At 66.4% G+C, this 23,268-nt stretch carries 21 protein-coding genes; 14 read left to right on the forward strand and 7 right to left on the reverse strand.

Features of this window, described 5'->3' with window-relative positions; all coding sequences use genetic code 11:
* Positions 1–267: 267 nt before the first annotated feature.
* Positions 268–1,791: a cryptochrome/photolyase family protein gene (locus EZM81_RS13755; protein WP_136646111.1), complete on the reverse strand. Its 1,524-nt coding sequence runs from the start codon at positions 1,789–1,791 to the stop codon at positions 268–270.
* Positions 1,785–2,444, reverse strand: a complete 660-nt coding sequence (locus tag EZM81_RS13760) for an SDR family NAD(P)-dependent oxidoreductase (RefSeq protein ID WP_136646112.1) — start codon at positions 2,442–2,444, stop codon at positions 1,785–1,787. Before EZM81_RS13760 ends, EZM81_RS13755 begins: the two co-directional genes overlap by 7 nt.
* A gap of 391 nt (positions 2,445–2,835) precedes the next feature.
* Between EZM81_RS13760 and EZM81_RS13765 the strand changes: the two genes are divergently transcribed.
* Entirely contained in the window at positions 2,836–4,410 is a 1,575-nt protein-coding gene (locus tag EZM81_RS13765; RefSeq protein ID WP_135448055.1) for a 2-isopropylmalate synthase, read from the forward strand.
* A 350-nt stretch (positions 4,411–4,760) separates the two neighbouring features.
* Here EZM81_RS13765 and EZM81_RS13770 read toward each other — a convergent pair whose 3' ends face one another.
* Both EZM81_RS13770 and EZM81_RS13775 read right to left on the reverse strand, forming a co-directional pair.
* On the reverse strand, positions 4,761–5,036 hold the full coding sequence (locus EZM81_RS13770; protein WP_136646113.1) for a hypothetical protein: 276 nt from the start codon (positions 5,034–5,036) through the stop codon (positions 4,761–4,763).
* Positions 5,037–5,165: 129 nt separating this feature from the next.
* Entirely contained in the window at positions 5,166–5,924 is a 759-nt protein-coding gene (locus tag EZM81_RS13775; protein ID WP_136646114.1) for an SDR family NAD(P)-dependent oxidoreductase, read from the reverse strand.
* 237 nt (positions 5,925–6,161) lie between these two features.
* Here EZM81_RS13775 and EZM81_RS13780 point away from each other — a divergent pair, with 237 nt between their 5' ends.
* The 11 genes from EZM81_RS13780 to EZM81_RS13830 all read left to right on the forward strand — a co-directional run bounded on the left by EZM81_RS13780 (position 6,162) and on the right by EZM81_RS13830 (position 19,333).
* Positions 6,162–7,199 (forward strand): rod shape-determining protein, encoded by a 1,038-nt coding sequence (locus tag EZM81_RS13780; protein WP_135448062.1) that lies wholly within the window; start codon positions 6,162–6,164, stop codon positions 7,197–7,199.
* A 40-nt stretch (positions 7,200–7,239) separates the two neighbouring features.
* Positions 7,240–8,241, forward strand: coding sequence for a rod shape-determining protein MreC (gene mreC, locus EZM81_RS13785; protein ID WP_135448064.1), 1,002 nt, complete (start codon positions 7,240–7,242; stop codon positions 8,239–8,241).
* Positions 8,234–8,773, forward strand: a complete 540-nt coding sequence (locus EZM81_RS13790) for a rod shape-determining protein MreD (RefSeq protein ID WP_135448066.1) — start codon at positions 8,234–8,236, stop codon at positions 8,771–8,773. The genes mreC and EZM81_RS13790 overlap by 8 nt, the downstream gene beginning before the upstream one ends.
* Positions 8,770–10,716 carry a penicillin-binding protein 2 gene (gene mrdA, locus EZM81_RS13795; RefSeq protein ID WP_136646115.1) on the forward strand — a complete coding sequence of 649 codons (1,947 nt, stop codon included), beginning with the start codon at positions 8,770–8,772 and terminating at the stop codon, positions 10,714–10,716. The genes EZM81_RS13790 and mrdA overlap by 4 nt, the downstream gene beginning before the upstream one ends.
* 10 nt (positions 10,717–10,726) lie before the next feature.
* The gene (gene rodA, locus EZM81_RS13800) at positions 10,727–11,866 is read left to right on the forward strand and encodes a rod shape-determining protein RodA (RefSeq protein ID WP_135448070.1); all 1,140 of its coding nucleotides are present in this window, start codon (positions 10,727–10,729) and stop codon (positions 11,864–11,866) included.
* Between the two features lie 12 nt (positions 11,867–11,878).
* The gene (locus EZM81_RS13805) at positions 11,879–12,793 is read left to right on the forward strand and encodes a glyoxylate/hydroxypyruvate reductase A (RefSeq protein WP_136646116.1); all 915 of its coding nucleotides are present in this window, start codon (positions 11,879–11,881) and stop codon (positions 12,791–12,793) included.
* A gap of 196 nt (positions 12,794–12,989) precedes the next feature.
* Positions 12,990–13,880, forward strand: coding sequence for a DMT family transporter (locus tag EZM81_RS13810; RefSeq protein WP_136646117.1), 891 nt, complete (start codon positions 12,990–12,992; stop codon positions 13,878–13,880).
* A 198-nt stretch (positions 13,881–14,078) separates the two neighbouring features.
* Entirely contained in the window at positions 14,079–15,446 is a 1,368-nt protein-coding gene (locus EZM81_RS13815; protein WP_136646118.1) for a glutamine synthetase family protein, read from the forward strand.
* A gap of 69 nt (positions 15,447–15,515) precedes the next feature.
* The gene (locus EZM81_RS13820; RefSeq protein ID WP_136646119.1) at positions 15,516–16,892 is read left to right on the forward strand and encodes an aldehyde dehydrogenase family protein; all 1,377 of its coding nucleotides are present in this window, start codon (positions 15,516–15,518) and stop codon (positions 16,890–16,892) included.
* Positions 16,893–16,896: 4 nt separating this feature from the next.
* On the forward strand, positions 16,897–18,057 hold the full coding sequence (locus EZM81_RS13825) for an iron-containing alcohol dehydrogenase (RefSeq protein WP_136646120.1): 1,161 nt from the start codon (positions 16,897–16,899) through the stop codon (positions 18,055–18,057).
* Positions 18,058–18,097: 40 nt separating this feature from the next.
* On the forward strand, positions 18,098–19,333 hold the full coding sequence (locus EZM81_RS13830; RefSeq protein ID WP_248298229.1) for an FAD-binding oxidoreductase: 1,236 nt from the start codon (positions 18,098–18,100) through the stop codon (positions 19,331–19,333).
* 481 nt (positions 19,334–19,814) lie between these two features.
* Here EZM81_RS13830 and EZM81_RS13840 read toward each other — a convergent pair whose 3' ends face one another.
* The 3 genes from EZM81_RS13840 to EZM81_RS13850 form a co-directional block, all read right to left on the reverse strand.
* Entirely contained in the window at positions 19,815–20,030 is a 216-nt protein-coding gene (locus tag EZM81_RS13840) for a hypothetical protein (protein WP_136646122.1), read from the reverse strand.
* Positions 20,031–20,338: 308 nt separating this feature from the next.
* A complete protein-coding gene (locus EZM81_RS13845; protein ID WP_135448088.1) occupies positions 20,339–20,542 on the reverse strand; it encodes a hypothetical protein in 204 nt (67 codons plus the stop codon).
* A gap of 142 nt (positions 20,543–20,684) precedes the next feature.
* On the reverse strand, positions 20,685–21,671 hold the full coding sequence (locus EZM81_RS13850; protein WP_135448090.1) for a D-glycerate dehydrogenase: 987 nt from the start codon (positions 21,669–21,671) through the stop codon (positions 20,685–20,687).
* Between the two features lie 139 nt (positions 21,672–21,810).
* Between EZM81_RS13850 and EZM81_RS13855 the strand changes: the two genes are divergently transcribed.
* A complete protein-coding gene (locus EZM81_RS13855; protein ID WP_135448092.1) occupies positions 21,811–22,383 on the forward strand; it encodes an SH3 domain-containing protein in 573 nt (190 codons plus the stop codon).
* Positions 22,367–23,263, forward strand: coding sequence for a cation diffusion facilitator family transporter (locus EZM81_RS13860; RefSeq protein ID WP_135448094.1), 897 nt, complete (start codon positions 22,367–22,369; stop codon positions 23,261–23,263). Before EZM81_RS13855 ends, EZM81_RS13860 begins: the two co-directional genes overlap by 17 nt.
* Positions 23,264–23,268 lie beyond the last annotated feature (5 nt).

A 23,268-nucleotide genomic window follows, 5' to 3' on the forward strand; every position in this document is an offset into this window, starting at 1 on the left:
GGGTCATGATCTGCGCCACGCAGCCCACCCCGTCCCGCGTGATCGCCATGACAACCGAAGCATGGCCCCGGTCGAGGGCATGTCGTGCATGCCTTGCCGAAGCATGGGGCGCACCGGCATGCCCCGGCCCCGGTTCGCCATGCGTGGTCAGTCGCCCCCGCGGCGCAGGCGCACAAGGCAAACGCGAAAGGAGACACAAGAAGGCATCGGTCCACGCCCGGAAGGCCCTGGCCTGCCACAGCACTGCCCAAAGAACGCGCCATCGGCCTAGACCGCTTCTCCTGCGTCGAGACGCCGCAGCAGGCTTTCGGCGTCTTCCAGCACCTTCTGCCGGTGCCCTGCCTCCATCCCGTCCCAGACCCGATACATCTGCGCCATGCGGGGATTGGAGCGGAACCGGTCCCGGTGGCGGGTCAGGAAATGCCAGTATAGGGGGTTGAACGGGCAGGCCCTTTCCCCGGTCTTGTCCTTCACCCGGTAGTGGCATGCCCGGCAATGGTCCGACATCCGGTCGATATAGGCCCCTGACGAGACATAGGGCTTAGATCCCAGAAGCCCGCCGTCGGCAAACTGGCTCATGCCCAGGGTGTTCGGCGCCTCGACCCATTCGAAGGCGTCGATGTATACCGACAGATACCATTCATGCACGGCAGCAGGGTCCACGCCGGCCAGAAGCGCGAAGTTGCCGGTGACCATCAGACGCTGGATGTGGTGGGCATAGGCCAGATCCCGCGTCTGGCCTATGGCGGCAGCCATGCAGGACATGCGCGTCTCGCCCCCCCAATAGACGGTGGGCAGGGGGCGATCATGGCCCAGCGCATTCCCCTGCAGATAGGCAGGCCCCTGCAGCCCCCAGATCCCACGCACATATTCCCGCCAGCCAATGATCTGCCGGATGAACCCTTCAGCTGCGGCGATAGGCACGCGCCCCGCCTTCCATTCGTCCTCCACAGCCCGGCAGACCTCCATCGGTGTCAGCAGGCCGAGGTTCAGATAGGGGGAAAGAAGCGAGTGGCTGAGAAACGGTTCCCCCTCCAGCATCGCATCCTGTTCCTCACCGAAACGGGGCAGTCGCCCTGTCACGAATTCGGCCAGCGCCTGCAGGGCGCCCGGCCGGTCGGTCGCCCAGCGAAAAGGGCGCAGACGGCCGAAATGGGAAAAGCGTTTCTCGACCAGATCCAGCACCTCTGCGACAACCGGATCAGGCGCAAAGTCGCGGGGGCGGGGGCGCAGCAGGTCGGCTTCTGCGGGCTTTCGGTTGTCATGGTCATAGTTCCACTGACCGCCGGCGGGCCGATCGCCCTCCATCAGCAGGCCTGTCCTGCGGCGCATCTCGCGGTAGAACCACTCCATCCGCAGCTGCCTGCGTCCCTTGGCCCACGCTGCGAATTCGGCCTGCGAGCACAGGAAACGGTCGTCCTCCACAAGCCTGACCGGCAGCGGCAGATCCTCCAGCGCCCGCACCAGCCGCCATTCTCCAGGCATGGTTGCCAGCACTTCACTGGCGCCGTGCTCTGCCGCCCGGCGCAGCAATTCCCCCTGGATCGTCTGGGAATTTGCCGGATCGTCCAGCCGGGAATAGGCGACCTGCCAGCCGTCTGCCCGCAGCACCACCGCGAACTTCCGCATCGCCGCCAGGATCAGCGCGATCTTCTGCGGATGGTGGGGGACGCTGGTCCCCTCGCCCATGACCTCGGCCATGACCACCACATCCCGACCGCGATCCGCCGCGCGCAAGGCCGACATTGCGGGCGACAGCTGATCGCCCAGGACCAGAACCAGCCTCACCACGGAACAACCCTGCCCTGCCAGTCGAAGAATCCGCCAGTGTCGGCTGGCCCCAGACTGTCCAGCACGGCCAGCAGGTTGGTCGCCGCCACCTCGGGCGCGACCGCGGGATGCCCCACCCGCAAGGCCGGCGCCAGCCCGGTTTCCACCGTGCCGGGATGCAGGGCCACCAGGACCGATTGCGGGTGCGTGCGCGTTGCCTCGATGGCGGCACAGCGCACCAGCTGGTTCAGCGCCGCCTTCGCCGCCCGATAGCCATACCAGCCGCCCAAGGCATTTTCTCCGATCGACCCCACCCGCGCCGACAGCACCGCCAGCTTCGCAACCCGGTCGCGCGGCAGCAGCCGCAGCGCATGCTTCGCGACAAGCGCAGGCCCGATGGCATTCACCGCGAACTGCGCCGCCAACCCCTCTGCCGTCACCGCTTTCAGGGTCTTCTCCGGCCCCCGCCTATCCAGCACCAGCGCCCCGGTCGCAACCACGATCAGGTCGAACACCCCCTCCAGCGCGCCCAGAGCCGCCGCGACAGAGGCCTCGTCCGTCAATTCCAGCCCGTCGTCGCGCCGCGAGAGCCCTACTACTTCTCCTCTTGCGTTCAGCGCGCGCATCAGCGCCGCGCCGATCCCGCCGGAAGCACCCACCACCAAGGACCGCATCTTCCCTCCACCGTCCATGCGCGCCAGATAGGCCCGCGATCCAGCGCGACCAGTCTTGCTCCTTGCCAGATGCTCCCGCCAATGGCGCCGCCCGCAATCCCCAGGGCACAATGCGGGGTAACCGAACGGCAGCAGCGCCGCCGAGCGGGGGCTCGACGCCCTCGAGGCGGCACGCCCTTTGCGAAACCCCCTTCCCTTCCGCAATTTCCCCCGTATAGTCGCGGCCCATGACCAAGGGATCTCACATTCTCTCCGCCGTCCGGGCCATCCGCCCCGCGCTGCCCCTTGGCCTTCTTCTTCTTAGCCGCCTCTGAGCGTGCCCCAGGGCGCGACCGCTCAGAGGTGACCAGCGCCCGAAGGCACCAAGGCTGAGAGACAAGGATACCCCCCGATGGCCCAGAACGATACGCAACCCCGCGTCCTGATCTTCGACACCACCCTGCGCGATGGCGAACAAAGCCCCGGCGCGACCATGACCCACGAGGAAAAGCTGGAAATTGCCGGCCTGCTTGACGAAATGGGGGTGGACATCATCGAGGCAGGGTTCCCCATCGCCAGCGAAGGTGACTTCGCGGCTGTGACCGAAATCGCGAAGCGGACGAAGAACGCCACGGTCTGCGGCCTTGCCCGGGCGAACTACAAGGACATCGACCGCTGCTGGGAGGCCGTGCGCCACGCGAAGTCGCCGCGCATCCATACCTTCATCGGAACCTCGCCCCTGCATCGCGCGATCCCCAATCTGGACATGGACCAGATGGCCGAGCGGATCCATGACACGGTGACGCATGCCCGCAACCTCTGCGACAACGTGCAGTGGTCGCCGATGGACGCGACGCGGACGGAACCCGACTATCTCTGCCGCGTGGTGGAAATCGCGATCAAGGCGGGGGCGACCACGATCAACATTCCCGATACGGTGGGCTACACTTACCCGATGGAGTCGGCGAAGATCATCCGCATGCTCCTGGAACGGGTTCCGGGCGCCGACCAGATCATCTTCGCGACCCACTGCCACAACGATCTGGGCATGGCGACTGCCAATGCCCTTGCCGCAGTAGAGGCCGGCGCCCGCCAGATCGAATGCACGATCAACGGGCTGGGAGAGCGGGCGGGCAATACTGCCCTGGAAGAGGTGGTGATGGCGATGCGGGTCAGGAACGACATCCTGCCCTATCGCACCGGCATCGACACGACCAAGATCATGAACCTGTCGCGCCGCGTCAGCCAGGTCTCGGGCTTCCCGGTCCAGTTCAACAAGGCCATCGTCGGCAAGAACGCCTTCCTGCACGAATCCGGCATCCACCAGGACGGGGTTCTGAAGAACGTCCAGACCTTCGAGATCATGCGGCCCGAGGATATCGGGCTGACCCAGAAGAACATCGCGATGGGCAAGCACTCCGGCCGGGCGGCGCTGCGGGCCAAACTGAAGGAGCTGGGCTTCGACCTTGCCGACAACCAGCTGAACGACGTCTTCGTCCGCTTCAAGGCGCTGGCCGACCGCAAGAAGGAAGTCTACGACGACGACCTGATCGCGCTCGTCAGCGATGAGCAGACCAGTGATGCCTACGAATACCTGCAGCTCAAGAAGCTGCGCGTGGTCTGCGGGACCGAGGGGCCGCAGGAGGCCGACATGATCCTGACCATCGACGGCAAGGACCACCACATCGACGCCACTGGCGACGGGCCGGTGGATGCGGCCTTCAATTGCGTGAAGATGCTTTTCCCGCACAAGGCGCGGCTTCAGGTCTATCAGGTCCATGCGGTGACCGAGGGCACCGACGCCCAGGCCACCGTCTCGGTCCGGCTGGAGGAAGAGGGGCGGATCGTCACCGGCTCGGCCGCCGATACCGACACGATCGTCGCCTCGACCCGCGCCTATATCAACGCGCTGAACCGGCTGATCGTGCGGCGGCAGAAGACCGCGCCGGGCGAGGATGTGAAGACCGTCTCCTACCACGCCGAATAGGCAGAAGCCCCGGCCATCCACGCAGGACAGCCGGGGCCGATCCCGGAAAATCCGTGACTTGCCTGTGGGCTTTCAGGGTTCCGCAGCCCCTGATCGCCCCGGTTTCGTGCAGGTGATCCGCGATGGCACACGGATGACGGCGCCTGTCTCTTGTCCCTGCACCCTCGGGCCAGCCCCGCGCGAGGGTCAGAGGGTTCGGGAACCGGCCTGCCGATGCAGAAGGCACCCATCATCGGGGTCATGGGTCGCGTGCAGCAACATCTCGCAGGGCATGGCGCGAAACCCGCGGGTCAGGCCATGGGTCGGGCAGTTCGGCCCCTGCCTGCGGATCGGCCAGTTCGCTGTCACGTTCAGACTGCCGCCCGGTTCGACAAGGGGGGGGGCGGGCTTCCGCCACCCGGAAGAACCGGGAACCCCTGCGCCTCGGCGAAGGCGGTGAAGCCCGCCATGCCTTCGGGAAGACCGCCGAGCAGGCGGAACAGGCAGACCTCGGCCTTGGCCTGCGCGGTGGCCCCGGTCCGGTCCATGCGGGCAAGGCCTTCGGCGATGGCCGAACCGGCCCGTGTCTGCAGGCAGGAGGCCGCGCCGGGAAAGCGATGCAGCGCCAGCCTGAAGCTGGCCTTCAACTGGCGGCATATCTGGTGCCGCCGGACTGGCCGGCTTTCCCGGGTCGAGGGAACGACCTATCAGCACGATCCCGGGCAGCCGGTCTTCCTTGTATGGCCAGGAGGGGCGGCCCTTGGGCGGGGGCCGGATCAGCCCACCTTCATCTCTTGCAGGGTGTTCCCGCCGTCCACCACCAGCATCGCCCCGGTGACATAGGACGCCTCTTCCGAGGCCAGGAATAGCGCGCAGGCGGCGACTTCATCCGGGCGGCCCGGCCGGCCAACCGGGGTGGCGCGCCCTGCGCGGATTTCGTCATCGGACGAGCTTTCGGTTTCGATCCACCCCGGCAAGATCGCGTTGCAGGTCACGCCATTCGGCCCGTATTCCAGCGCGATCGAGCGGGTCATGCCGGTTACGGCGGCCTTGGCAGTGGCATAGGCGCTGCTGCCGTCGATGGTCACCACCGGGCCGGTGACCGAGGCGATATTGACGATCCGGCCATAGCCCCGTTCCGCCATGCCAGGCAGTGCGGAACGGCAGCAATGAAAGGTGGTGTTGATGTTCAGCGCCATGTGGTGGGCCCAGGCGGCATCGCTCCACCCCGCCAGCCGGGCGCGGCCCACCTCCTTGCCACTCTGCACCATGCCAGCGTTGTTCACCAGGATCGCCACGGGCCCCAGGGTTGCCGCGACCGCATCGAAAAGACCTCGGACCTGCGCCGGATCGGTCAGGTCGGCGACATGAGAGAAGGCGCCGATCTCTGCCGCGCGCTCGTGGATACGTGGCGTCGTCGCGGTGATCGCGACCCGCGCCCCGGCATCCACAAGCGCACGCGCGATCGCGAACCCGATTCCACCCGGGGCCCCCGCGCCGGTCACCAGGGCAACCTTGCCAGACACACCCGCCATCGCCGTCCTCCTTCAGCCAAATGCGGCGCAACCATGGCACATGCGCCGCCGGCGGCAAAGGCGGATATCAGCGCCGTTCAGGCGGCCGAAGCGCCGGTCTTCCGAAGCCACGCGGAAGTGAGCGCACGGCCGGGAGCGGGGCTTTCGCTTCCCGCACCGCCCCCCTATAAGAAGGCGCCCCGTCGGGAAACGTCCCGAGTCGGGCGTCTTGGTGTTGCCATCTCTGAAGGACCGCTCATGTCGCTTTTCCCCGGCCTCTTTTCTTCCGACATGGCCATCGACCTCGGGACCGCGAACACGCTGGTCTATATCCGGGGCAAGGGGATCGTGCTGAACGAACCTTCGGTGGTGGCCTACCACAACAAGGACGGCAAGAAGGTCGTGCTGGCCGTGGGCGAGGATGCCAAGCTGATGCTTGGCCGCACCCCCGGCACCATCGAGGCGATACGCCCGATGCGCGATGGGGTGATCGCCGACTTCGAGGCGGCGGAAGAGATGATCAAGCATTTCATCCGCAAGGTGCACAAGCGGTCCACGATCTCCAAACCCAAGATCATCGTCTGCGTGCCCCACGGCGCGACGCCGGTGGAAAAGCGGGCGATCCGGCAGTCGGTGCTGTCGGCGGGGGCCAAGCGCGCCGGGCTGATCGCGGAACCCATCGCGGCGGCCATCGGGGCCGGCATGCCGATCACCGAGCCCACCGGCAACATGGTGGTGGACATCGGCGGCGGCACGACCGAGGTCGCGGTGCTGTCGCTTGGCGACATCGTCTATGCACGGTCCGTCCGCGTCGGCGGCGACAGGATGGACGAGGCCATCGTCAGCTATCTGCGGCGGCACCAGAACCTGCTGATCGGGGAATCGACCGCCGAGCGGATCAAGACCAGTATCGGCACGGCGCGGATGCCCGATGACGGGCGCGGGGCCAGCATGACGATCCGCGGGCGCGACCTGTTGAACGGGGTGCCGAAGGAAACCGAGATCAACCAGGCCCAGGTGGCCGAGGCGCTGGCCGAACCCGTGCAGCAGATCTGCGACGCGGTAATGCAGGCGCTGGAAGCCACGCCGCCGGACCTTGCCGCCGACATCGTCGACCGCGGCGTGATGCTGACCGGGGGCGGCGCGCTTCTGGGCGAACTGGACCTTTCCTTGCGCGAACAGACGGGCCTGTCGATCAGCGTGGCCAACGAGTCACTGAATTGTGTTGCCCTGGGCACCGGGAAAGCGCTGGAATACGAAAAGCAGCTTCGGCATGTGATCGACTACGACACCTGAGGCCGGCGCTGACACGCGCGCCGGTTGGAAAGGCTGACACGTGGCCAGAACCCGCATCGGACCGGAAGAGTTCTCTCGCCCGCTTCGCCGCCTTCTCGTGGGGCTGGCGGTGCTGCTGCTGCTTGGCCTGTTCCTGCTGTGGCGAATCGACAGCCCCCGCGTCGAACGCTTTCGTGCGGCGCTGATCGATGCGGTGGTGCCCAACCTGGACTGGGCGCTGCGGCCTGTGACGGCCTTTGCCGGGATGATCGACGACTTCCAGTCGTACACCCGGATCTACGAACAGAACCAGGAACTCAAGCGCGAGTTGCAGCAGATGAAGGCCTGGAAGGAGGCCGCGCTGCAACTGGAACAGAAGAATGCCCGCCTGCTGGACCTCAACAAGGTGCGGCTAGACCCCAAGCTGACCTATGTGACCGGCGTGGTGATGGCCGACAGTGGCAGCCCCTTCCGCCAATCGGTCCTGCTGAACGTGGGGGCGCGCGACGGCATCCGCGACGGCTGGGCCACGATGGACGGGATCGGACTGGTCGGCCGGATCTCGGGCGTGGGCCAGCGCACCAGCCGGGTGATCCTGGTCACCGACACCAACAGCCGGATTCCGGTGACGATCCAGCCGTCGGGACAGAAGGCGATCCTGTCGGGCGACAATTCGCCCCTGCCGCCACTGGAGTTCATCGAAAACACCGACGAAGTGCGCCCCGGCGACCGGGTGGTGACCTCGGGCGATGGCGGGGTTTTCCCCGCGGGGCTTCTGGTCGGGCAGGTGGCCCTTGGCACCGACAAGCGGCTGCGCGTCGTTCTGGCGGCGGATTACCAGCGGCTCGAGTTCCTGCGGGTTCTGCGCAGCCACGAACTTGAGCCGATCACCGACCCCGGCAGCCTTATTGCGCCGCCGCTCCTGCCGCCGCTGCCCGACACCTCGGCCGAAAGCGCGGAACGTGCAGCCAAGGCGCCGCCGGCGCGCACCGAAGGCGGCAATGTCGAGGCGGCAGGTTCCGGCGACGGAGAAGGCCCCGCCGAGGAGGCCGTGGATGGTTGAGGTCTGGCGGCAGACGCACTGGATCTTCCGGGGGCTGTTTCTGGCACTGGCACTGCTTCTGCTGTTCCTGCGCCTGCTTCCCCTGGGTCATGCCCCCGGGGCGCTGCCGGGGCCGGACCTGCTGCTGTGCCTGATCCTTGCCTGGATCGTGCGGCGGCCCGATTTCCTGCCGATGCCGCTGATCCTTGCGGTGATTCTGGTCGAGGACCTCATCCTGATGCGCCCGCCGGGCCTGTGGACTGCGATCGTGGTGCTGGGCACCGAATTCCTGCGCAGCCGGGTGGCCTTGACGCGCGAGCTGAACTTCCTTGTGGAATGGATGCTGATCTCGGGCATGATGCTTGCGATGATGCTTGTCTACCGACTGGTCCTGGGCCTTGCCTTCGTGCCGCAGCCCGCCTTCGGTTTTGCCGTGGTGCAGGTGCTTTGGTCGGTCGGGCTGTATCCACTGGTCGTCGGCCTGTCACGCCTGGTGCTCGACCTGCGCAAGCCCGCCATGGGTGAGGTGGACGATTTCGGGAGGCGCGTATGAGACGCACGGCGCGCGACACCGAGGAAACCACCCGCACGCTGCACCGCCGCACGCTGATGATGGGTGGCGCGATGGCGGCCATGGTCGCCATACTGGGTGCGCGCATGCGCTATCTTCAGGTGGACCAGGCTGACGAATTCAAGCTTCTGGCCGAGGAGAACCGGATCAACATCCGCCTTATCCCGCCAGAACGCGGGCTTATCCTCGACCGCAACGGAAGGGTGATCGCCGGCAACGAACAGAACTACCGTGTGGTCATCACCCGTGAAGCAGCAGGCGACGTCGATCTGGTCCTGCGCCGCCTGGCCGGCATCATCCCGATGACCCCGGAAGAGCTGGAGCGCGCCATCGCCGAAGTGAAATCCCTCCGCGCCTTCGTGCCGGTAACGGTTGCCGAGCGGTTGAGCTGGGAGGATTTCTCGAAGGTCGCACTGAATGCCCCCGCCCTTCCCGGCGTGGTGCCCGAGGTTGGCCTATCACGGCGCTATCCCCTGGCCGAGGATTTCGCTCATGTCGTGGGCTATGTCGGCCCGGTCAGCGAGAAGGATCTTGAAGGGCTGGAACAGCCCGACCCCCTGCTGCGCATTCCCAAGTTCCAGATCGGCAAGATCGGCGTCGAACGCTGGATGGAGGACACGCTGCGCGGCAAGGCCGGCACCAAGCGGATCGAGGTCAACTCGGCCGGGCGCGTCATGCGCGAGCTGGAACGCAAGGAAGGCGAAGCGGGCACCGACATCCGCCTGACCATCGACGCGGGCGTGCAGAACTTCGCCCAGGCGCGGCTGGGCGAAGAAAGCGCCGCAGCGGTGGTGATGGACGTGACCAACGGCGAGATCATCTGCATCGCTTCCTCGCCTTCGTTCGACCCGAACCTCTTCGTGCGCGGGATCAGCCACAGCGACTACAACGCGCTGATGGAAAACGACCACCGTCCCCTGGCGAACAAGACGGTCTCGGGCGCCTATCCGCCGGGTTCGACCTTCAAGATGGTCACGGCCCTGGCCGCGCTTGAGGCCGGCGTCGCCACGCCCGACACCCGCGTGCGCTGCCCGGGCTACATCGAATTCGGCGGCCGACGCTTCCACTGCTGGAAGCGCGGCGGTCATGGCACGGTCAATCTGGTCCGCTCGCTGAGCGAAAGCTGCGATGTCTACTATTACGACATCGCGCAGAAGGTGGGCATCGACAAGATCGCCGAGATGGGCCGAAAGCTGGGCCTTGGCCAGCGCTTCGACCTGCCGATGAGCGCGATCACCGAAGGCATCATGCCGAACAAGCAATGGAAGCTGGAACGCCACAAGCAGGACTGGCGGATCGGCGACACGATCAACGCCTCGATCGGGCAGGGCTATGTCCTGACCTCGCCCCTGCAACTGGCGGTGATGACGGCACGTCTGGCCAGCGGCCGGGCGGTCGTCCCGCGTCTTGTGCGCATGATCAATGACCGTGAACTGCCGATGGACGAGGCGCCGCCCCTGGGCATCCCTGCCGAGCATCTGGCGGCGATCCGCCGCGGCATGTACGAGGTGGTGAACGACGACCGCGGCACTGCAAAGTCCAGCCGCATCGTGGCGCCCACCATGGTGATGGCCGGCAAGACAGGGACCAGCCAGGTGCGCAACATCACCGCAGCCGAACGCGAGGCCGGGGTGATCTCGAACGACCAGCTGCCCTGGAACCGGCGAGACCACGCGCTGTTCGTGGGTTACGCGCCCTATGACAACCCGCGCTATGCGATTGCGGTGGTGGTGGAACATGGCGGCGGCGGCTCCACCGCCGCGGCGCCGATCGCCCGCGACATCATCCTGCGCGCCATGTCTGACGGCCTGCCGCCGCTGGAGGCCTATCCCGCGCCTCAGCGTGGCAGGATCGAATCGATGCTGAACGAACTGCCGCTGCGCGATCCGGCAACCGGCGCGACAACGGTCCGGACCAGGGCATGAGGACCGCACGATGAGCTTCCTGGAATACCGGGTCAAGCAGGTGCCCACGGGCCTGCGCAAGGTGCTTTACCTGAACTGGCCGCTGGTGGTGCTGGTGACCGCCGTGGCCTCGGTCGGGTTCCTGATGCTCTATTCCATCGCGGGCGGGAACCTCGACACCTGGGCGCGACCGCAGATGGAACGCTTTGCCGCCGGCATGGTGCTGATGTTCATAGTCGCCATGGTGCCGATCTGGTTCTGGCGCAACATGGCCGGCGTGGCCTATCTGATCGCCTTCGTGCTGCTCTTGATCGTGGAATTCTTCGGCACGGTCGGCATGGGCGCCCAGCGCTGGATCGACCTTGGCTTCATCCGCCTGCAACCTTCGGAGATGATGAAGTTCACCCTGGTTATGATGCTGGCCGCCTATTACGACTGGCTGGATCACCGCAAGGTTTCGCGCCCGCTCTATGTGCTGATACCAGTGCTGCTGACCGTGGCCCCGACGGTCCTGGTCCTGATGCAGCCCAACCTCGGCACCGCGCTGATGCTGATCCTTGCCGGCGGGACGGTGATGTTCGCGGCGGGCGTCAGCCTGTGGTATTTCGGCGCCGTGCTGGCAATGGGGATCGCAGCCGTGGTGGGGGTGTTCACCCTGCGCGGCACACCCTGGCAGTTCCTGCACGACTACCAGTACCGGCGGATCGACACCTTCCTCGATCCGTCCGCCGACCCGCTCGGTGCGGGCTACAACATCATCCAGGCCAAGATCGCGCTGGGTTCGGGTGGCTGGTCGGGCAAGGGCTTCATGCAGGGCACGCAGTCGCGCCTGAACTTCCTGCCGGAAAAGCACACCGACTTCATCTTCACGACCCTGGCCGAGGAATTCGGCTTTGTCGGGGCCTTCTCGTTGCTGACACTCTATGCGCTGATCATCGGTTTCTGCCTGTTTGCCGCCTTCCAGAACCGCGACCGGTTCTCGGCCCTGCTGATCGTGGGGGTGGCGGCCAACTTCTTCTTCTACATCGCCGTGAACCTGTCGATGGTCATGGGCATGGCCCCCGTCGTAGGCGTTCCGCTGCCGCTTCTCAGCTACGGCGGGTCGGCGATGATGGTGCTTCTGGTGGGCTTCGGGCTGGTACAAAGTGCCCATGTCCACCGACCCCGATAAACCGAGGCCCTGATGACCACCGTCCTTTTCGCCGCGCCCGCGCTTTGGGCCGAATACGAAACCGAACTGCCCAAGGCGCTGGCCGAGGCGGGCGTTGCCGCCCACGTCGTGACCATGGCCGATCCTGCCGAGGTCGATTACATCGTCTATGCCCCGTCCTCTCCGGTGCAGGACTTTGCGCCCTATGTGCGGACAAAGGCGGTCCTAAGCCTGTGGGCAGGGGTGGAGCGGATCGTGAACAACCCGACGCTGACGCAGCCCCTGTGCCGGATGGTCGATCCCGGCCTGACGGAAGGAATGGTGGAATGGGTCGTTGGCCATACGCTGCGCCACCATCTGGGGATGGACCGGCACATCGTGAACCCCGGCCATATCTGGGATCCGACCTGCCCGCCCCTGGCCCGCGAACGCCCGGTGACCGTGCTGGGCATGGGGGCACTGGGCTCGGCCTGTGCTGCGGCGCTGCGGGGGCTGAACTTTCCCGTGACGGGCTGGAGCCGCACGCCGAAGCCCGGCTGCCTGCATGGGGAAGCCGGGTTGCGTCAGGCCCTGGCGACAGCGCAGATTCTGGTGCTGCTGCTGCCGAAAACGCCCCAGACCGAAAACATCCTGAATGCCGAAACGCTTGCCCTTCTGCCCCATGGCGCGGTGGTCCTGAACCCCGGCCGCGGCGCGCTGATCGACGATGCGGCGCTGCTGGCCGCTCTCGAATCCGGTCATGTCGGCCATGCCACGCTGGACGTGTTCCGCGTGGAACCCCTGCCTTCGGATCATCCCTACTGGAGCCATCCGCGCGTCACCGTCACCCCGCATATCGCCGCCGACACCCGTGCCCACAGCGCCGCGCGGGTGATCGCCGAGAACATCCGCCGCGGTGAGGCGGGCGAGCCCTTCCTTCACCTCGTCGACCGCGTGCGCGGCTACTGACCCAGGGCTTGGCGGAGGCCGATCATCGCTTCCTGCGGTCGCTCTTCGCCGCGAGGCGTGCAAGCGAACCCTGGCCTGTCGCGAACAGGACAGAACCCTGCGTCGCTCCGTGTCAGCGATGCGACCGATGCGCAGAGAGCAGCCAGGGCAGGACCGCCTGCCAGGCGGATCAAGCGCAACCGGGCAGGAGACAGGCATGCGATACGGCCAAGGCGTGGCCCTGGTGCTGGCGGCAGGATCGCTGTGGTCGCTGATGGGCCTCGGGCTGCGGCAGATCGAGGCCGCAAACGTCTGGCAGATCCTTTTCTGGCGCTCGGTCGGGTCACTTCCGGTGCTTCTGGCCTTTGTCTGGTGGACTTCGGGCGGGCACCCGCTGCGACAGGTGCGCAAGGTCGGGCTTGCCGGGGTGGCAGGCGGCCTTGGTCTTGTGTTTGCCTTTGCCGGGGCGATCTACGCGATCCAGACCACCACCATCGCCAATGCGGTGTTCCTCTTCACCGCTTCGCCCTTCGTGGCCGCGATCCTGGGCTGGGTTCTGCTGGGCGAACGCGTCAGGGGCTGGACCTGGGCCGCCATCGCGCTTGCGGTCGTTGGCATGTATCTGATGGTGCGCGAGGGGCTGGCGATGGGCGCGCTTGCCGGCAACATCGCGGCGCTGCTGTCGGCGGCAGGCTTCGGCGCCTTTTCGGTCGCGCTGCGCTGGGGCAAGGTAAAGCAGATGCTGCCCGTGTCGATGCTGGGGGGCCTGTTCTCGGCCATGGTGGCAGCGGCGGTCCTGGCCTTTCAGGGCTCGTCCCTGGTCCCGTCCGGCTGGGACATCGGCATTTCCCTGGGGATCGGCGCGCTGATCCTGGCGCTCGGGATGGTCATGTACACGCTTGGCAGCCGTGTGATCCCCGCGGCGGAACTCACGCTTCTGTCGTTGATCGAGGTGCTGCTGGCACCCCTGTGGGTCTTCCTGTTTCTTGGCGAGACGGCAAGTCCCGCAACATTTTTCGGTGGCGGAGTTCTGCTGGCCGCGGTGGCGTTGAACGCCGTGATGGGCACGCGCGCACAACGGACAGGGGGGCTTGCGAAAGCGCCCTGACCTGTGAATGAATGATCAAATTCACGGGGCGCGCAGATCCCGTGACAGGGAGACCATCGGATGCGGTCGGAACCGCAGGATACGGAAAGCGGCCCCTGCTGGCCGCGCAAGCCCGAGTTCGGCGGCGGAGGCCCGGCCCGTCCCGCCACCGGGGCGCATCGCCCCTGACCCGACATCCGATCACAACAGAGAGGCACCATGCCCGGAAATCTGACGCTTGAGGAATTGAAGAAGGCCGTGAAGGCCGGCGAAATCGACACGGTGATTGCCGCCGGCATCGACATGCAGGGCCGGCTGATGGGCAAACGGTTCCATGCCGAGTTCTTCGTGAACGGCGGCTACGAGGAAACCCATTGCTGCAACTACCTGCTGACCGTGGACATGGAGATGAACACGGTGCAGGGCTACAAGTCCTCGTCCTGGGAAACCGGCTATGGCGACTATGTGCTGAAGCCCGACCTGCGCACCCTGCGCCGCATCCCCTGGCTGCCGGGCACCGCGCTGGTCCTGGGCGACACGCAGGACCATGCCACGCATGAGGATGTGCCGCATGCCCCGCGCTCGATCCTGAAGCGTCAGGTCGCCCGCGCCCGCGCCATGGGGTTTGAACCCATGATGGCGACGGAGCTGGAGTTTTACATCTTCGAGAATTCTTACGAGAACCTGCGCGACGGCGGCCTGCGCGATTTGCGCCCGATCAGCGGCTACAACGAGGATTACCACATCTTCCAGACCACCAAGGAAGAAGACGTGATGCGCGCTGTCCGCAACGGGCTTTATGGCGCGGGGATCCCCGTCGAGAACTCCAAGGGCGAAGCCGAGGCCGGGCAGGAGGAGATCAACTACAAATACTCCGACGCGCTGGATACGGCCGACAACCATGTGATCATCAAGAACGGCATCAAGGAGATCGCCTGGTCCAGGGGCAAGTCGGTGACCTTCATGGCGAAATACGACCACCGCCGCGCGGGGTCGTCGAGCCATATTCACCAGAGCCTGTGGACGAAGGACAGCAAGCCCGCCTTCGCCGACAAGGCCGACAGCCACGGCATGTCGGAGCTGATGAAGCACTACCTTGCGGGCCAGTTGCACCACGCCCGCGACATCACCGCCTTCCTTGCGCCTTACGTCAACAGCTACAAGCGCTTCTGCGTCGGCATGTTCGCCCCCACCAAGGCGGTCTGGAGCGCGGACAACCGCACCGCGGGCTTCCGCGTCTGCGGCGCTCACACCAAGGCCGTGCGGGTGGAATGCCGCATTCCGGGCAGCGACGTGAACCCCTATCTTGCCTGCGCCGCGCTTCTGGCCGCTGGTCTGGACGGGATCGAGAAGAAGATGGCGCTGGAGCCGGAACTGAAGGGCGACATGTATTCCGCAAAAGGCATCCGCGAGATCCCCAAGACCCTGCGCGAGGCGGCCGAGCTGATGCATGGCTCGACCATGCTGCGGCAGGCGTTCGGCGACGACGTGATCGACCACTACCACCACGCCGCCCAATGGGAGATTTCCGAGACCGACCGCGTCGTCACGGATTTCGAACGCGAGCGGCTCCTGGAACGCGCGTGATGCAGGGTGGGCAATCTGCCCACCTTCCCGAGCAATGGTCGGCAGATTGCCCACCCTACGAGGACGAAGATGAAACCGATCCAACTGATTTCCCCCGTTGACGGCCGGGTCTATGCCGAACGGATGCCGCTTTCGCCCGAGGCCGCCGATGCGGTCGTCGCCCGCGCCAGGGCCGCACAGAAAGCCTGGGCCGCCCGCCCGCTGGACGAGCGCATCGCCCTGGTCAAGGCCGGGGTGGCGAAGCTGAACGCCATGTCCGATGTGGTGGTGGAAGAGCTGGCCTGGCAGATGGGCCGGCCCACCCGCTATGGCGGCGAGTTCGGCGGGGTAAACGCGCGCACCGACTACATGGCCTCGATCGCGGCCAAGACGCTTGCGCCCGAGATGGTGGAAGACAGCGACAAGTTCCGCCGCTATCTGGCCCGCGAACCCGTCGGCGTCGTCTTCATCATCGCGCCCTGGAACTACCCCTACCTGACCACGATCAATACCCTCGTCCCCGCGCTGATCGCCGGGAACACGGTGGTGCTGAAGCACGCCAGCCAGACCCTGCTGGTCGGCGAGCGTCTGGCCGAGGCCTTCCACGCGGCCGGCGTGCCCGAGGATGTGTTCCAGAACGTCGTGCTCGACCATCCCACCACCGAACGGCTGATCGCGAACCGCAGCTTCGGCTTCGTGAACTTCACCGGCTCGGTCGGCGGTGGCCAGGCGATCGAGCGCGCGGCGGCCGGCACCTTTACCCCCCTGGGGCTGGAGCTTGGCGGCAAGGATCCCGGCTATGTGCGCGAGGATGCGAACCTCGACGTGGCGGTGGACGTGCTGATGGACGCCGCGATGTACAATGCCGGCCAGTGCTGCTGCGGGATCGAGCGGATCTATGTGCACGAGAAACTGTTCGACAGCTTCGTGGAAAAGTCGGTCGCCTGGGTCGGCCAGCTGAAACTGGGCAATCCCTTCGACGCCTCGACCACCCTTGGCCCCATGGCGCACAAGCGGTTCGCGCAGGTCGTTCGCGACCAGACGGCCGAGGCCATCGCCAAGGGAGCGAAGCCTCTCCTCGACCCGAAGAAATTCGCCGATGACGGCGGCGCCTATCTGGCCCCGCAGATCCTGGTCAACGTCGATCATTCCATGCGGGTGATGAAGGAGGAATCCTTCGGCCCGGTGGTCGGCATCATGCCGGTGAAGAACGACGAGGAAGCCATCCGGCTGATGAACGACAGTCCGTATGGCCTGACCGCCAGTATCTGGACCGAGGACTACGACACCGCCGCCCGGATCGGGGCACAGATCGAAACCGGGACCGTGTTCATGAACCGGGCCGACTACCTCGACCCCGCGCTGACCTGGACCGGGGTCAAGGACACCGGGCGCGGCACCTCGCTGTCCTATCTGGGCTATCACTCTGTCACCCGGCCGAAATCCTATCATCTGAAGAAAGTCTGAAGCGATGTCCCACAACGTTCCCAACCGGAACTGGTCCTATCCGACCGCAATCAAGTTCGGCGTCGGCCGCATCGCCGAACTGGCCGAGCATGCAAAAAGCATCGGGCTGAAGAAGCCCCTGTTCGTCACCGACAAGGCCCTGGCCAGCCTGCCGATCACGGCTCAGGCGCTGGAGGTGCTGGAAGCCGGCGGCCTTGGCCGCGCCATGTTTTCCGAGGTGGACCCGAACCCGACCGACAAGAACATGGAAGCCGGCATCGCAGCCTACAAGGCAGGCGGCCATGACGGGGTAATCTGCTTCGGGGGCGGCTCGGCGCTGGATCTGGGCAAGATGATTGCCCTGATGGCCGATCAGCCGAAGAAGCTGAAGGTCTGGGATCTGGAGGATATCGACGACTGGTGGACGCGCGCCGATGCCAGCAAGATCGCGCCGATCATCGCGGTGCCGACCACTGCGGGGACCGGCTCGGAAGTGGGCCGCGCGGGCGTTCTGACCAATTCCGAAACCCACAAGAAGAAGATCATCTTCCACCCCAAGCTGATGCCCGCGGTCACCATCTGCGACCCGGCGCTAACCGTTGGGATGCCAAAGTTCATCACCGCCGGCACCGGGATGGATGCACTGGCCCATTGCCTGGAGGCCTACTGCTCGCCCTTCTACCACCCGATGAGCCAGGGCATCGCGCTGGAAGGGATGCGTCTGGTGTTCGAAAACCTGCCCCGCGCCTACAAGCACCCCGACGACCTTGAGGCCCGCGCCCACATGATGAGCGCGGCCGCAATGGGTGCGGTCGCCTTCCAGAAGGGGCTTGGGGCGATCCATGCCCTCAGCCACCCGATCGGTGCGATCTACAACACCCACCACGGCACCACGAACGCCGTGGTCATGCCGATGGTGCTGGACTTCAACCGCAAGGCGGTGAAGGACCGGCTCGCCGCCGCCGCGGCCTATTGCGGGATCAAGGGCGGGTTCAAGGGCTTCCGCCAGCGGATCATGGACCTGCGGGCCGAACTGCACATCCCCGAGAACCTGACCAAGCTGGGCGTGAAGGATCCCGATCTGGACATGCTGACCGCGATGGCGCTGGAGGATCCCTCCTGCGGCGGCAACCCGGTCAAGATGACGAAGAAGAACACGCGCAAGCTGTTCGAGGCCTGTCTCTGACGGTGCGCTGTAGCGCACCCTACGCCCAGGCGCGATGCTGATGCGCGAGACGACCGACATCGCCGTGATCGGCGCGGGCGTGATCGGCCTGACCATCGCGCTTGAACTGATCGACCGGGGCCGCGAGGTGGTGCTGGTCGATCCGAACCCGCCCGGCACAGGCGCAAGCTACGGCAACGCCGGCACCATCGCCGGCTATGCGGTCAGCCCCGTCGGCACGCCGGATGTGCTGCGGTCGCTGCCCTCGCTTCTGTTCAGCCGCACCTCTCCGCTGGCCATCCGGCATCGCGCCTTGCCCAGCCTGTTGCCCTGGCTGCTGCGCTTCCTGCGCCAGTCCCTTCCCGGTGCGACGGCGCGCAACGCGCAGGCGCTGGCCCTCCTTCTGGCCGATGCGGGCGAACGTTGGGACGACCTTGCCTTGCGCGTCTCGGGCGCAGGCATCCTGCAACGTCGCGGCTGCCTTTACCTTTTAGAGACCCCCGAGGCCCTGCGCGCCGCCGAGGCAGAGATGACCCGCCGCCGTGCGCTGGGCGTCGAGGTGGAGCTGATCGGCCCCGACCGGCTGGCCGAGCTGGAACCCGGCCTGCCGGGGCATCTGGCCGGGGCGGCCTTCTTCCCCGGCGCGACCTTCCTTGATGATCCGGGCCGGATGATGCGGCTGATCGCGGGTTCAGTGCTGGGACGGGCGCGCCTGCTGCCACGGCGTGCCGATCGTCTGACGCGGGGGCCGGACGGGGTGGTGGTCGAAGGGCCGGGCCTGCACCTGCACGCGAAACGCGTTGTCATCGCGGCCGGCGCCCATTCGCGCGCGCTGGCACGGCAGGCGGGCGACCGCATTCCGCTGGATACCGAACGCGGCTACCACGTCGAATGGGACATGGCCGAACCCCTGCTCAATCGCCCCTGCTGCCCCACCGCGCGCGGGTTCTATTTCTGTCCGATGGCCGGGCGTCTGCGGGTAGCAGGAACGGTCGAACTGGGCGGGCTGACACTGCCCCCGTCGCCACACCGGGTGCGCAATCTGGTCGAAGGCGCGCGCGCCTTCTTTCCCGACCTCGGCGAACCCGACCGCGAATGGATGGGCTTTCGCCCGTCGCTGCCCGACAGCCTGCCGGTCATCGGGCCGTCACGCGGTGGGGATGATGTGATTCTGGCCTTTGGTCACGGGCATCTGGGGGTAACGCTGGCGCCGGTCACGGCCAGCATCGTCTTGTCCATGATCCAGGGGAGCACGCCCCCGGCCGATACGCGGGCCATTCGGCCCGAAAGATATTGAAAGGGCCGGAAGCGTGGCTGCACGCTTCCGGCCCCATAGTTAGCTATTCAGGCTAAGTAAGCTTCAGCTCTTATTGCGCAAGCGGAAGATCCTCATTCGGCTGATCTTCATCGTCGTCACCGCCGCACAGCGCGACGCAGAGGACGATGCCGACCAGCAGCAGCGGCAGGATGCCGGCCGAGGATGCGGGCTTTTCGGCCACGACTTCGGGTTCCTCAACAACGACGACCGGGCCGCCGGCATGGGCGGTCGCGGCCGACAGGCCGACGGTGGCGGCAAGTGCAGTAGCAAGAAACTTCTTCATGTTTGGTCCTTTCCGGTNGGGTTCCTCAACAACGACGACCGGGCCGCCGGCATGGGCGGTCGCGGCCGACAGGCCGACGGTGGCGGCAAGTGCAGTAGCAAGAAACTTCTTCATGTTTGGTCCTTTCCGGTTCAGTCCAGATTCCCAGCGGCCCCGATCGACCGCCGAAACGGTGTGTTATTGAGACCGCTGTTCTTCGTCGTCATCGCCGCCGCACAGCGCGACGCACAGAACGACGCCGACCAGCAGCAGCGGCAGGATGCCGGCCGAGGATGCGGGCTTTTCGGCCACGACTTCCGGCTCTTCCGCCACGACGACCGGACCGCCGGCATAGGCGGTCGAAGCCGAGATGGCGAGCGACGCGGCAGCGACAGAGGTGAGGAACTTCTTCATGTGTCACTCCAATAACCGGGGCCAGCACGCAAATGGCCCACCTGACGTCACGGACGCTAACGTCTTGGTGATCGCTTCTCAAACAGATTCGCGGGCATGCAGCGCCAAGGCCCCACGCCTGTTGCAAAATAGCACGATATGTCGGGATGCGCCCGCTGCCCTGTAACGCAGAATCGCGCGTCTGGAGGCACTGACCGGAAACCGGGCAGGACTGCCTCCGGAAAGGAAGACGAAGGGGCGCCCGCAAAAGGTCTTGGGGCGCGCCCCGCTGCAACAGCCGCGCCGGCCGGCTGGCCGGCGGCAGATGATCAGCGCTGATCTTCGTCGTCGTCACCGCCGCACAGCGCGACGCACAGAACGACGCCGACCAGCAGCAGCGGCAGGATGCCGACCGAGGAGGCGGGCTTTTCGGCCACGACCTCGGGCTCTTCGGCGACGACGACCGGGCCGCCGGCAGTGGCAGCCGAGGCCGCAAGCGTCAGGGCCATGACCGATGCGATGATCTTCTTCATGATGTTCTCCGGGTTCCTGGATCTTCCTGCCCGAATGGCAGACGCGCGGCACCCTGGACCCGGCGCAGGGCGACGGCAACGGGGCAAGCCTTCGCCAAGATGGGGCGTTGCATGAATGCCACGCGTGCCGGGAGGGCAGGGCTCAGAACATGCCCGGAACCACCTGATCCGGGGGGCGATGCCCATCGGCGAAGGTCTTGATGTTGATGATCACCTTTTCGCCCATCTCTATCCGCCCCTCGATCGTGGCCGAACCCATGTGGGGCAGAAGAACCACGTTCGGCAGCTCGCGCAGGCGCGGGTTGATGTCGGTGCCGCGTTCATAGACGTCCAGGCCCGCCCCGGCCAGTTCGCCCGCGCGCAGCGCGCGCGTCAGGGCGTTTTCGTCCACCACCTCGCCGCGCGAGGTGTTCACGACCACGGCAGAGGGCTTCATCAGCTTCAACCGCCGCGCATTGAGCAGATGGAAGGTCGAAGGTGTGTGCGGACAGTTGATCGACAGGATGTCCATCCGCGCCAGCATCTGGTCGAAGCTTTCCCAATAGGTCGCCTCGTGCTCGGCCTCGATGTCGGGGTGCAACCGCTTGCGGTTGTGGTAGTGGACCTGAAGCCCGAAGGCCCGCGCCCGCCGCGCCACGGCCTGGCCGATCCGGCCCATGCCCAGAATGCCCAGCCGCCGCCCCCCCAGCCGGCCGCCCAGATTCCCCATCGGCGACCAGCCTTCCCACTTGCCCGACTGCATCAGCGCCAGGCCTTCGGGAATCCGGCGCGTCACGGCAAGGATCAGCGCCATGACCATGTCGGCGGTGTCCTCGGTCACCACACCCGGGGTGTTCGACACCAGGATCCCGCGCTGCCGGGCCGTCGCCACGTCGATATGGTCCACGCCCGAGCCGTAGTTGGCGATCAGCTTCAGCTTGTCGCCCGCCTGGGCCAGCAGGGCCGCGTCGATCGTATCGGTGATCGTCGGCACCAGAACATCGGCACGGCGCATCGCGGCGGCCAGTTCCTCGCGCGTCATGGCAACGTCGGGGTCGCGCAGTTCCACGTCGAAAAGTTCCTTCATCCGCGTTTCCACGGGCTCGGGCAACCGTCGCGTCACAACCACAGTCAGGCGGGCGGCAGGCATGGCATTCTCCCCGACACTTCCAAATCCGGCATCCTTCGGGCAAGGTTAAGCCAAGCGGGGCGATGCACAAGCCCCGGGTTGGGGCAATCGGCCGCGCTGCCTGTCGGGCTGGCGGGCCGGTCAGGCAGGACGGTCGCGGATGCAGCGGTTGATCGCGGGTATGGTGATTGGGGTGTTTCTGGCCCTGCCTCTGGCCGCACAGGACGCCGAAGGGCCGCCCCCATCGCCCGAAGCGTCGCAGGAAGGCGCCGCAGCGAAGCCTGCCGACAAGCAGTGCCAACCCGATGTCGGCTGCGTGACCAACCTGCCCCTGCCCCGCTTTGTCTCGCTCAAGGGCAGCGAAGGGAACGCCAGGCGCGGGCCGGGGCTGACGCACCGGATCGACTGGGTGTTCACCCGCGCGGGAATGCCCCTGCGCATCACCGCCGAATACGAAAACTGGCGCCGGGTCGAGGATTTCGAGGGCGCGGGCGGCTGGGTGCATTATTCGCTTCTGTCCGGTGTCAGGACAGTGCTGGTCACCCTCGACATGGCCGAATTCCGGGCACGGCCATCGGACGATGCGCCGGTGATCGCCCAGGCCGAAATGGGGGTGATCGGGCGGCTTCTGGCCTGCCAGCCCGATTGGTGCCGCGTAAGCCTGGAAGGTGAACGCGGCTGGGTGCGCAAGTCGGCCATCTGGGGCGTGAAGGCCGATGAAGTCTTCGAATAGAAAGCAGACCGGCCGCGAGGGGCTGGCCATCTCGGCCGGACTGGCATCGGTGCTGGTGGCATCGGTGCTGGTGGCGCTGAAGCTCTGGGCGCTGGCCGAGACGGGCGCGCTGTCGATCGCCGCCTCGCTGGCCGACTCGGCGCTTGACCTGATGATGTCGCTGGGGGCTGCGGCGGCCATCGTCTATGCGGCCCGCCCCGCCGACGAAGACCATGCCTTCGGCCATACCTCGGCCGAGGATCTGGCCGCACTGGCGCAGGCGACCTTCATCCTGGCTTCGGCCGGGGTGATCGGCTGGGCCTCGGCCTCGCGGCTTCTGGCGGCCGAGCCACCGGTTCTGGCGTCGGAAGGGCGCGGCATGGTGGTCATGGTGATCTCGATCGCCCTGACTCTGGGGCTTGTCTGGTGGCAGGGCCGCGTGGCCAGGATGACGGGCAGCAAGGTGGTTGCCGCAGACCGGCTGCACTATCTGGGCGATCTTCTGCCAAGCCTGGGCGCGCTGGTCGCCCTGTGGGCTTCCGGTCAGTTCGGCATCGGCTCGATTGATGCCGTGGTGGCGCTGGCGGCGGCCGGGGTGATGGTGTTGGGGGCACTGCGCATCGGCAAGGCCGCCTGGGACGCGCTGATGGACCGCGCCGCCGACCCCGCGATCCAGGCCGGAATCGCCGCCATCGCCCGCGACTGGCCGGGCGTCCGCGGGTTCCACGACCTGAAGACCCGAACCGCCGGCAGCCGGGTGTTCGTGCACCTGCATATCGAGCTTGACGGTGACCAGACCCTGCGCGAGGCGCACGAGATCGGGGCCGGCCTGCGCCGCGCGATCATCGAGGCCTATCCGCAGGCGGATGTCATCATCCACAAGGATGTACATGGCGACTGAGGGGG

This window comes from Tabrizicola sp. YIM 78059 (assembly GCF_004959785.1).
GTDB classification, from domain to species: Bacteria; Pseudomonadota; Alphaproteobacteria; order Rhodobacterales; family Rhodobacteraceae; genus Tabrizicola; species Tabrizicola caldifontis.

Coding starts and splice junctions, on each gene's coding strand:
- EZM81_RS13810 (WP_136646117.1), top strand. CDS start 12,990: ATGCGATACGGCCAAGGCGTGGCCCTGGTGCTGGCGGCAGGATCGCTG.
- EZM81_RS13760 (WP_136646112.1), bottom strand. CDS start 2,444: ATGCGGTCCTTGGTGGTGGGTGCTTCCGGCGGGATCGGCGCGGCGCTG.
- EZM81_RS13825 (WP_136646120.1), top strand. CDS start 16,897: ATGTCCCACAACGTTCCCAACCGGAACTGGTCCTATCCGACCGCAATC.
- EZM81_RS13815 (WP_136646118.1), top strand. CDS start 14,079: ATGCCCGGAAATCTGACGCTTGAGGAATTGAAGAAGGCCGTGAAGGCC.
- EZM81_RS13830 (WP_248298229.1), top strand. CDS start 18,098: ATGCGCGAGACGACCGACATCGCCGTGATCGGCGCGGGCGTGATCGGC.
- EZM81_RS13805 (WP_136646116.1), top strand. CDS start 11,879: ATGACCACCGTCCTTTTCGCCGCGCCCGCGCTTTGGGCCGAATACGAA.
- EZM81_RS13845 (WP_135448088.1), bottom strand. CDS start 20,542: ATGAAGAAGATCATCGCATCGGTCATGGCCCTGACGCTTGCGGCCTCG.
- EZM81_RS13820 (WP_136646119.1), top strand. CDS start 15,516: ATGAAACCGATCCAACTGATTTCCCCCGTTGACGGCCGGGTCTATGCC.
- EZM81_RS13850 (WP_135448090.1), bottom strand. CDS start 21,671: ATGCCTGCCGCCCGCCTGACTGTGGTTGTGACGCGACGGTTGCCCGAG.
- mrdA (WP_136646115.1), top strand. CDS start 8,770: ATGAGACGCACGGCGCGCGACACCGAGGAAACCACCCGCACGCTGCAC.
- EZM81_RS13775 (WP_136646114.1), bottom strand. CDS start 5,924: ATGGCGGGTGTGTCTGGCAAGGTTGCCCTGGTGACCGGCGCGGGGGCC.
- EZM81_RS13855 (WP_135448092.1), top strand. CDS start 21,811: ATGCAGCGGTTGATCGCGGGTATGGTGATTGGGGTGTTTCTGGCCCTG.
- EZM81_RS13780 (WP_135448062.1), top strand. CDS start 6,162: ATGTCGCTTTTCCCCGGCCTCTTTTCTTCCGACATGGCCATCGACCTC.
- rodA (WP_135448070.1), top strand. CDS start 10,727: ATGAGCTTCCTGGAATACCGGGTCAAGCAGGTGCCCACGGGCCTGCGC.
- EZM81_RS13765 (WP_135448055.1), top strand. CDS start 2,836: ATGGCCCAGAACGATACGCAACCCCGCGTCCTGATCTTCGACACCACC.
- EZM81_RS13790 (WP_135448066.1), top strand. CDS start 8,234: ATGGTTGAGGTCTGGCGGCAGACGCACTGGATCTTCCGGGGGCTGTTT.
- EZM81_RS13840 (WP_136646122.1), bottom strand. CDS start 20,030: ATGAAGAAGTTCCTCACCTCTGTCGCTGCCGCGTCGCTCGCCATCTCG.
- EZM81_RS13860 (WP_135448094.1), top strand. CDS start 22,367: ATGAAGTCTTCGAATAGAAAGCAGACCGGCCGCGAGGGGCTGGCCATC.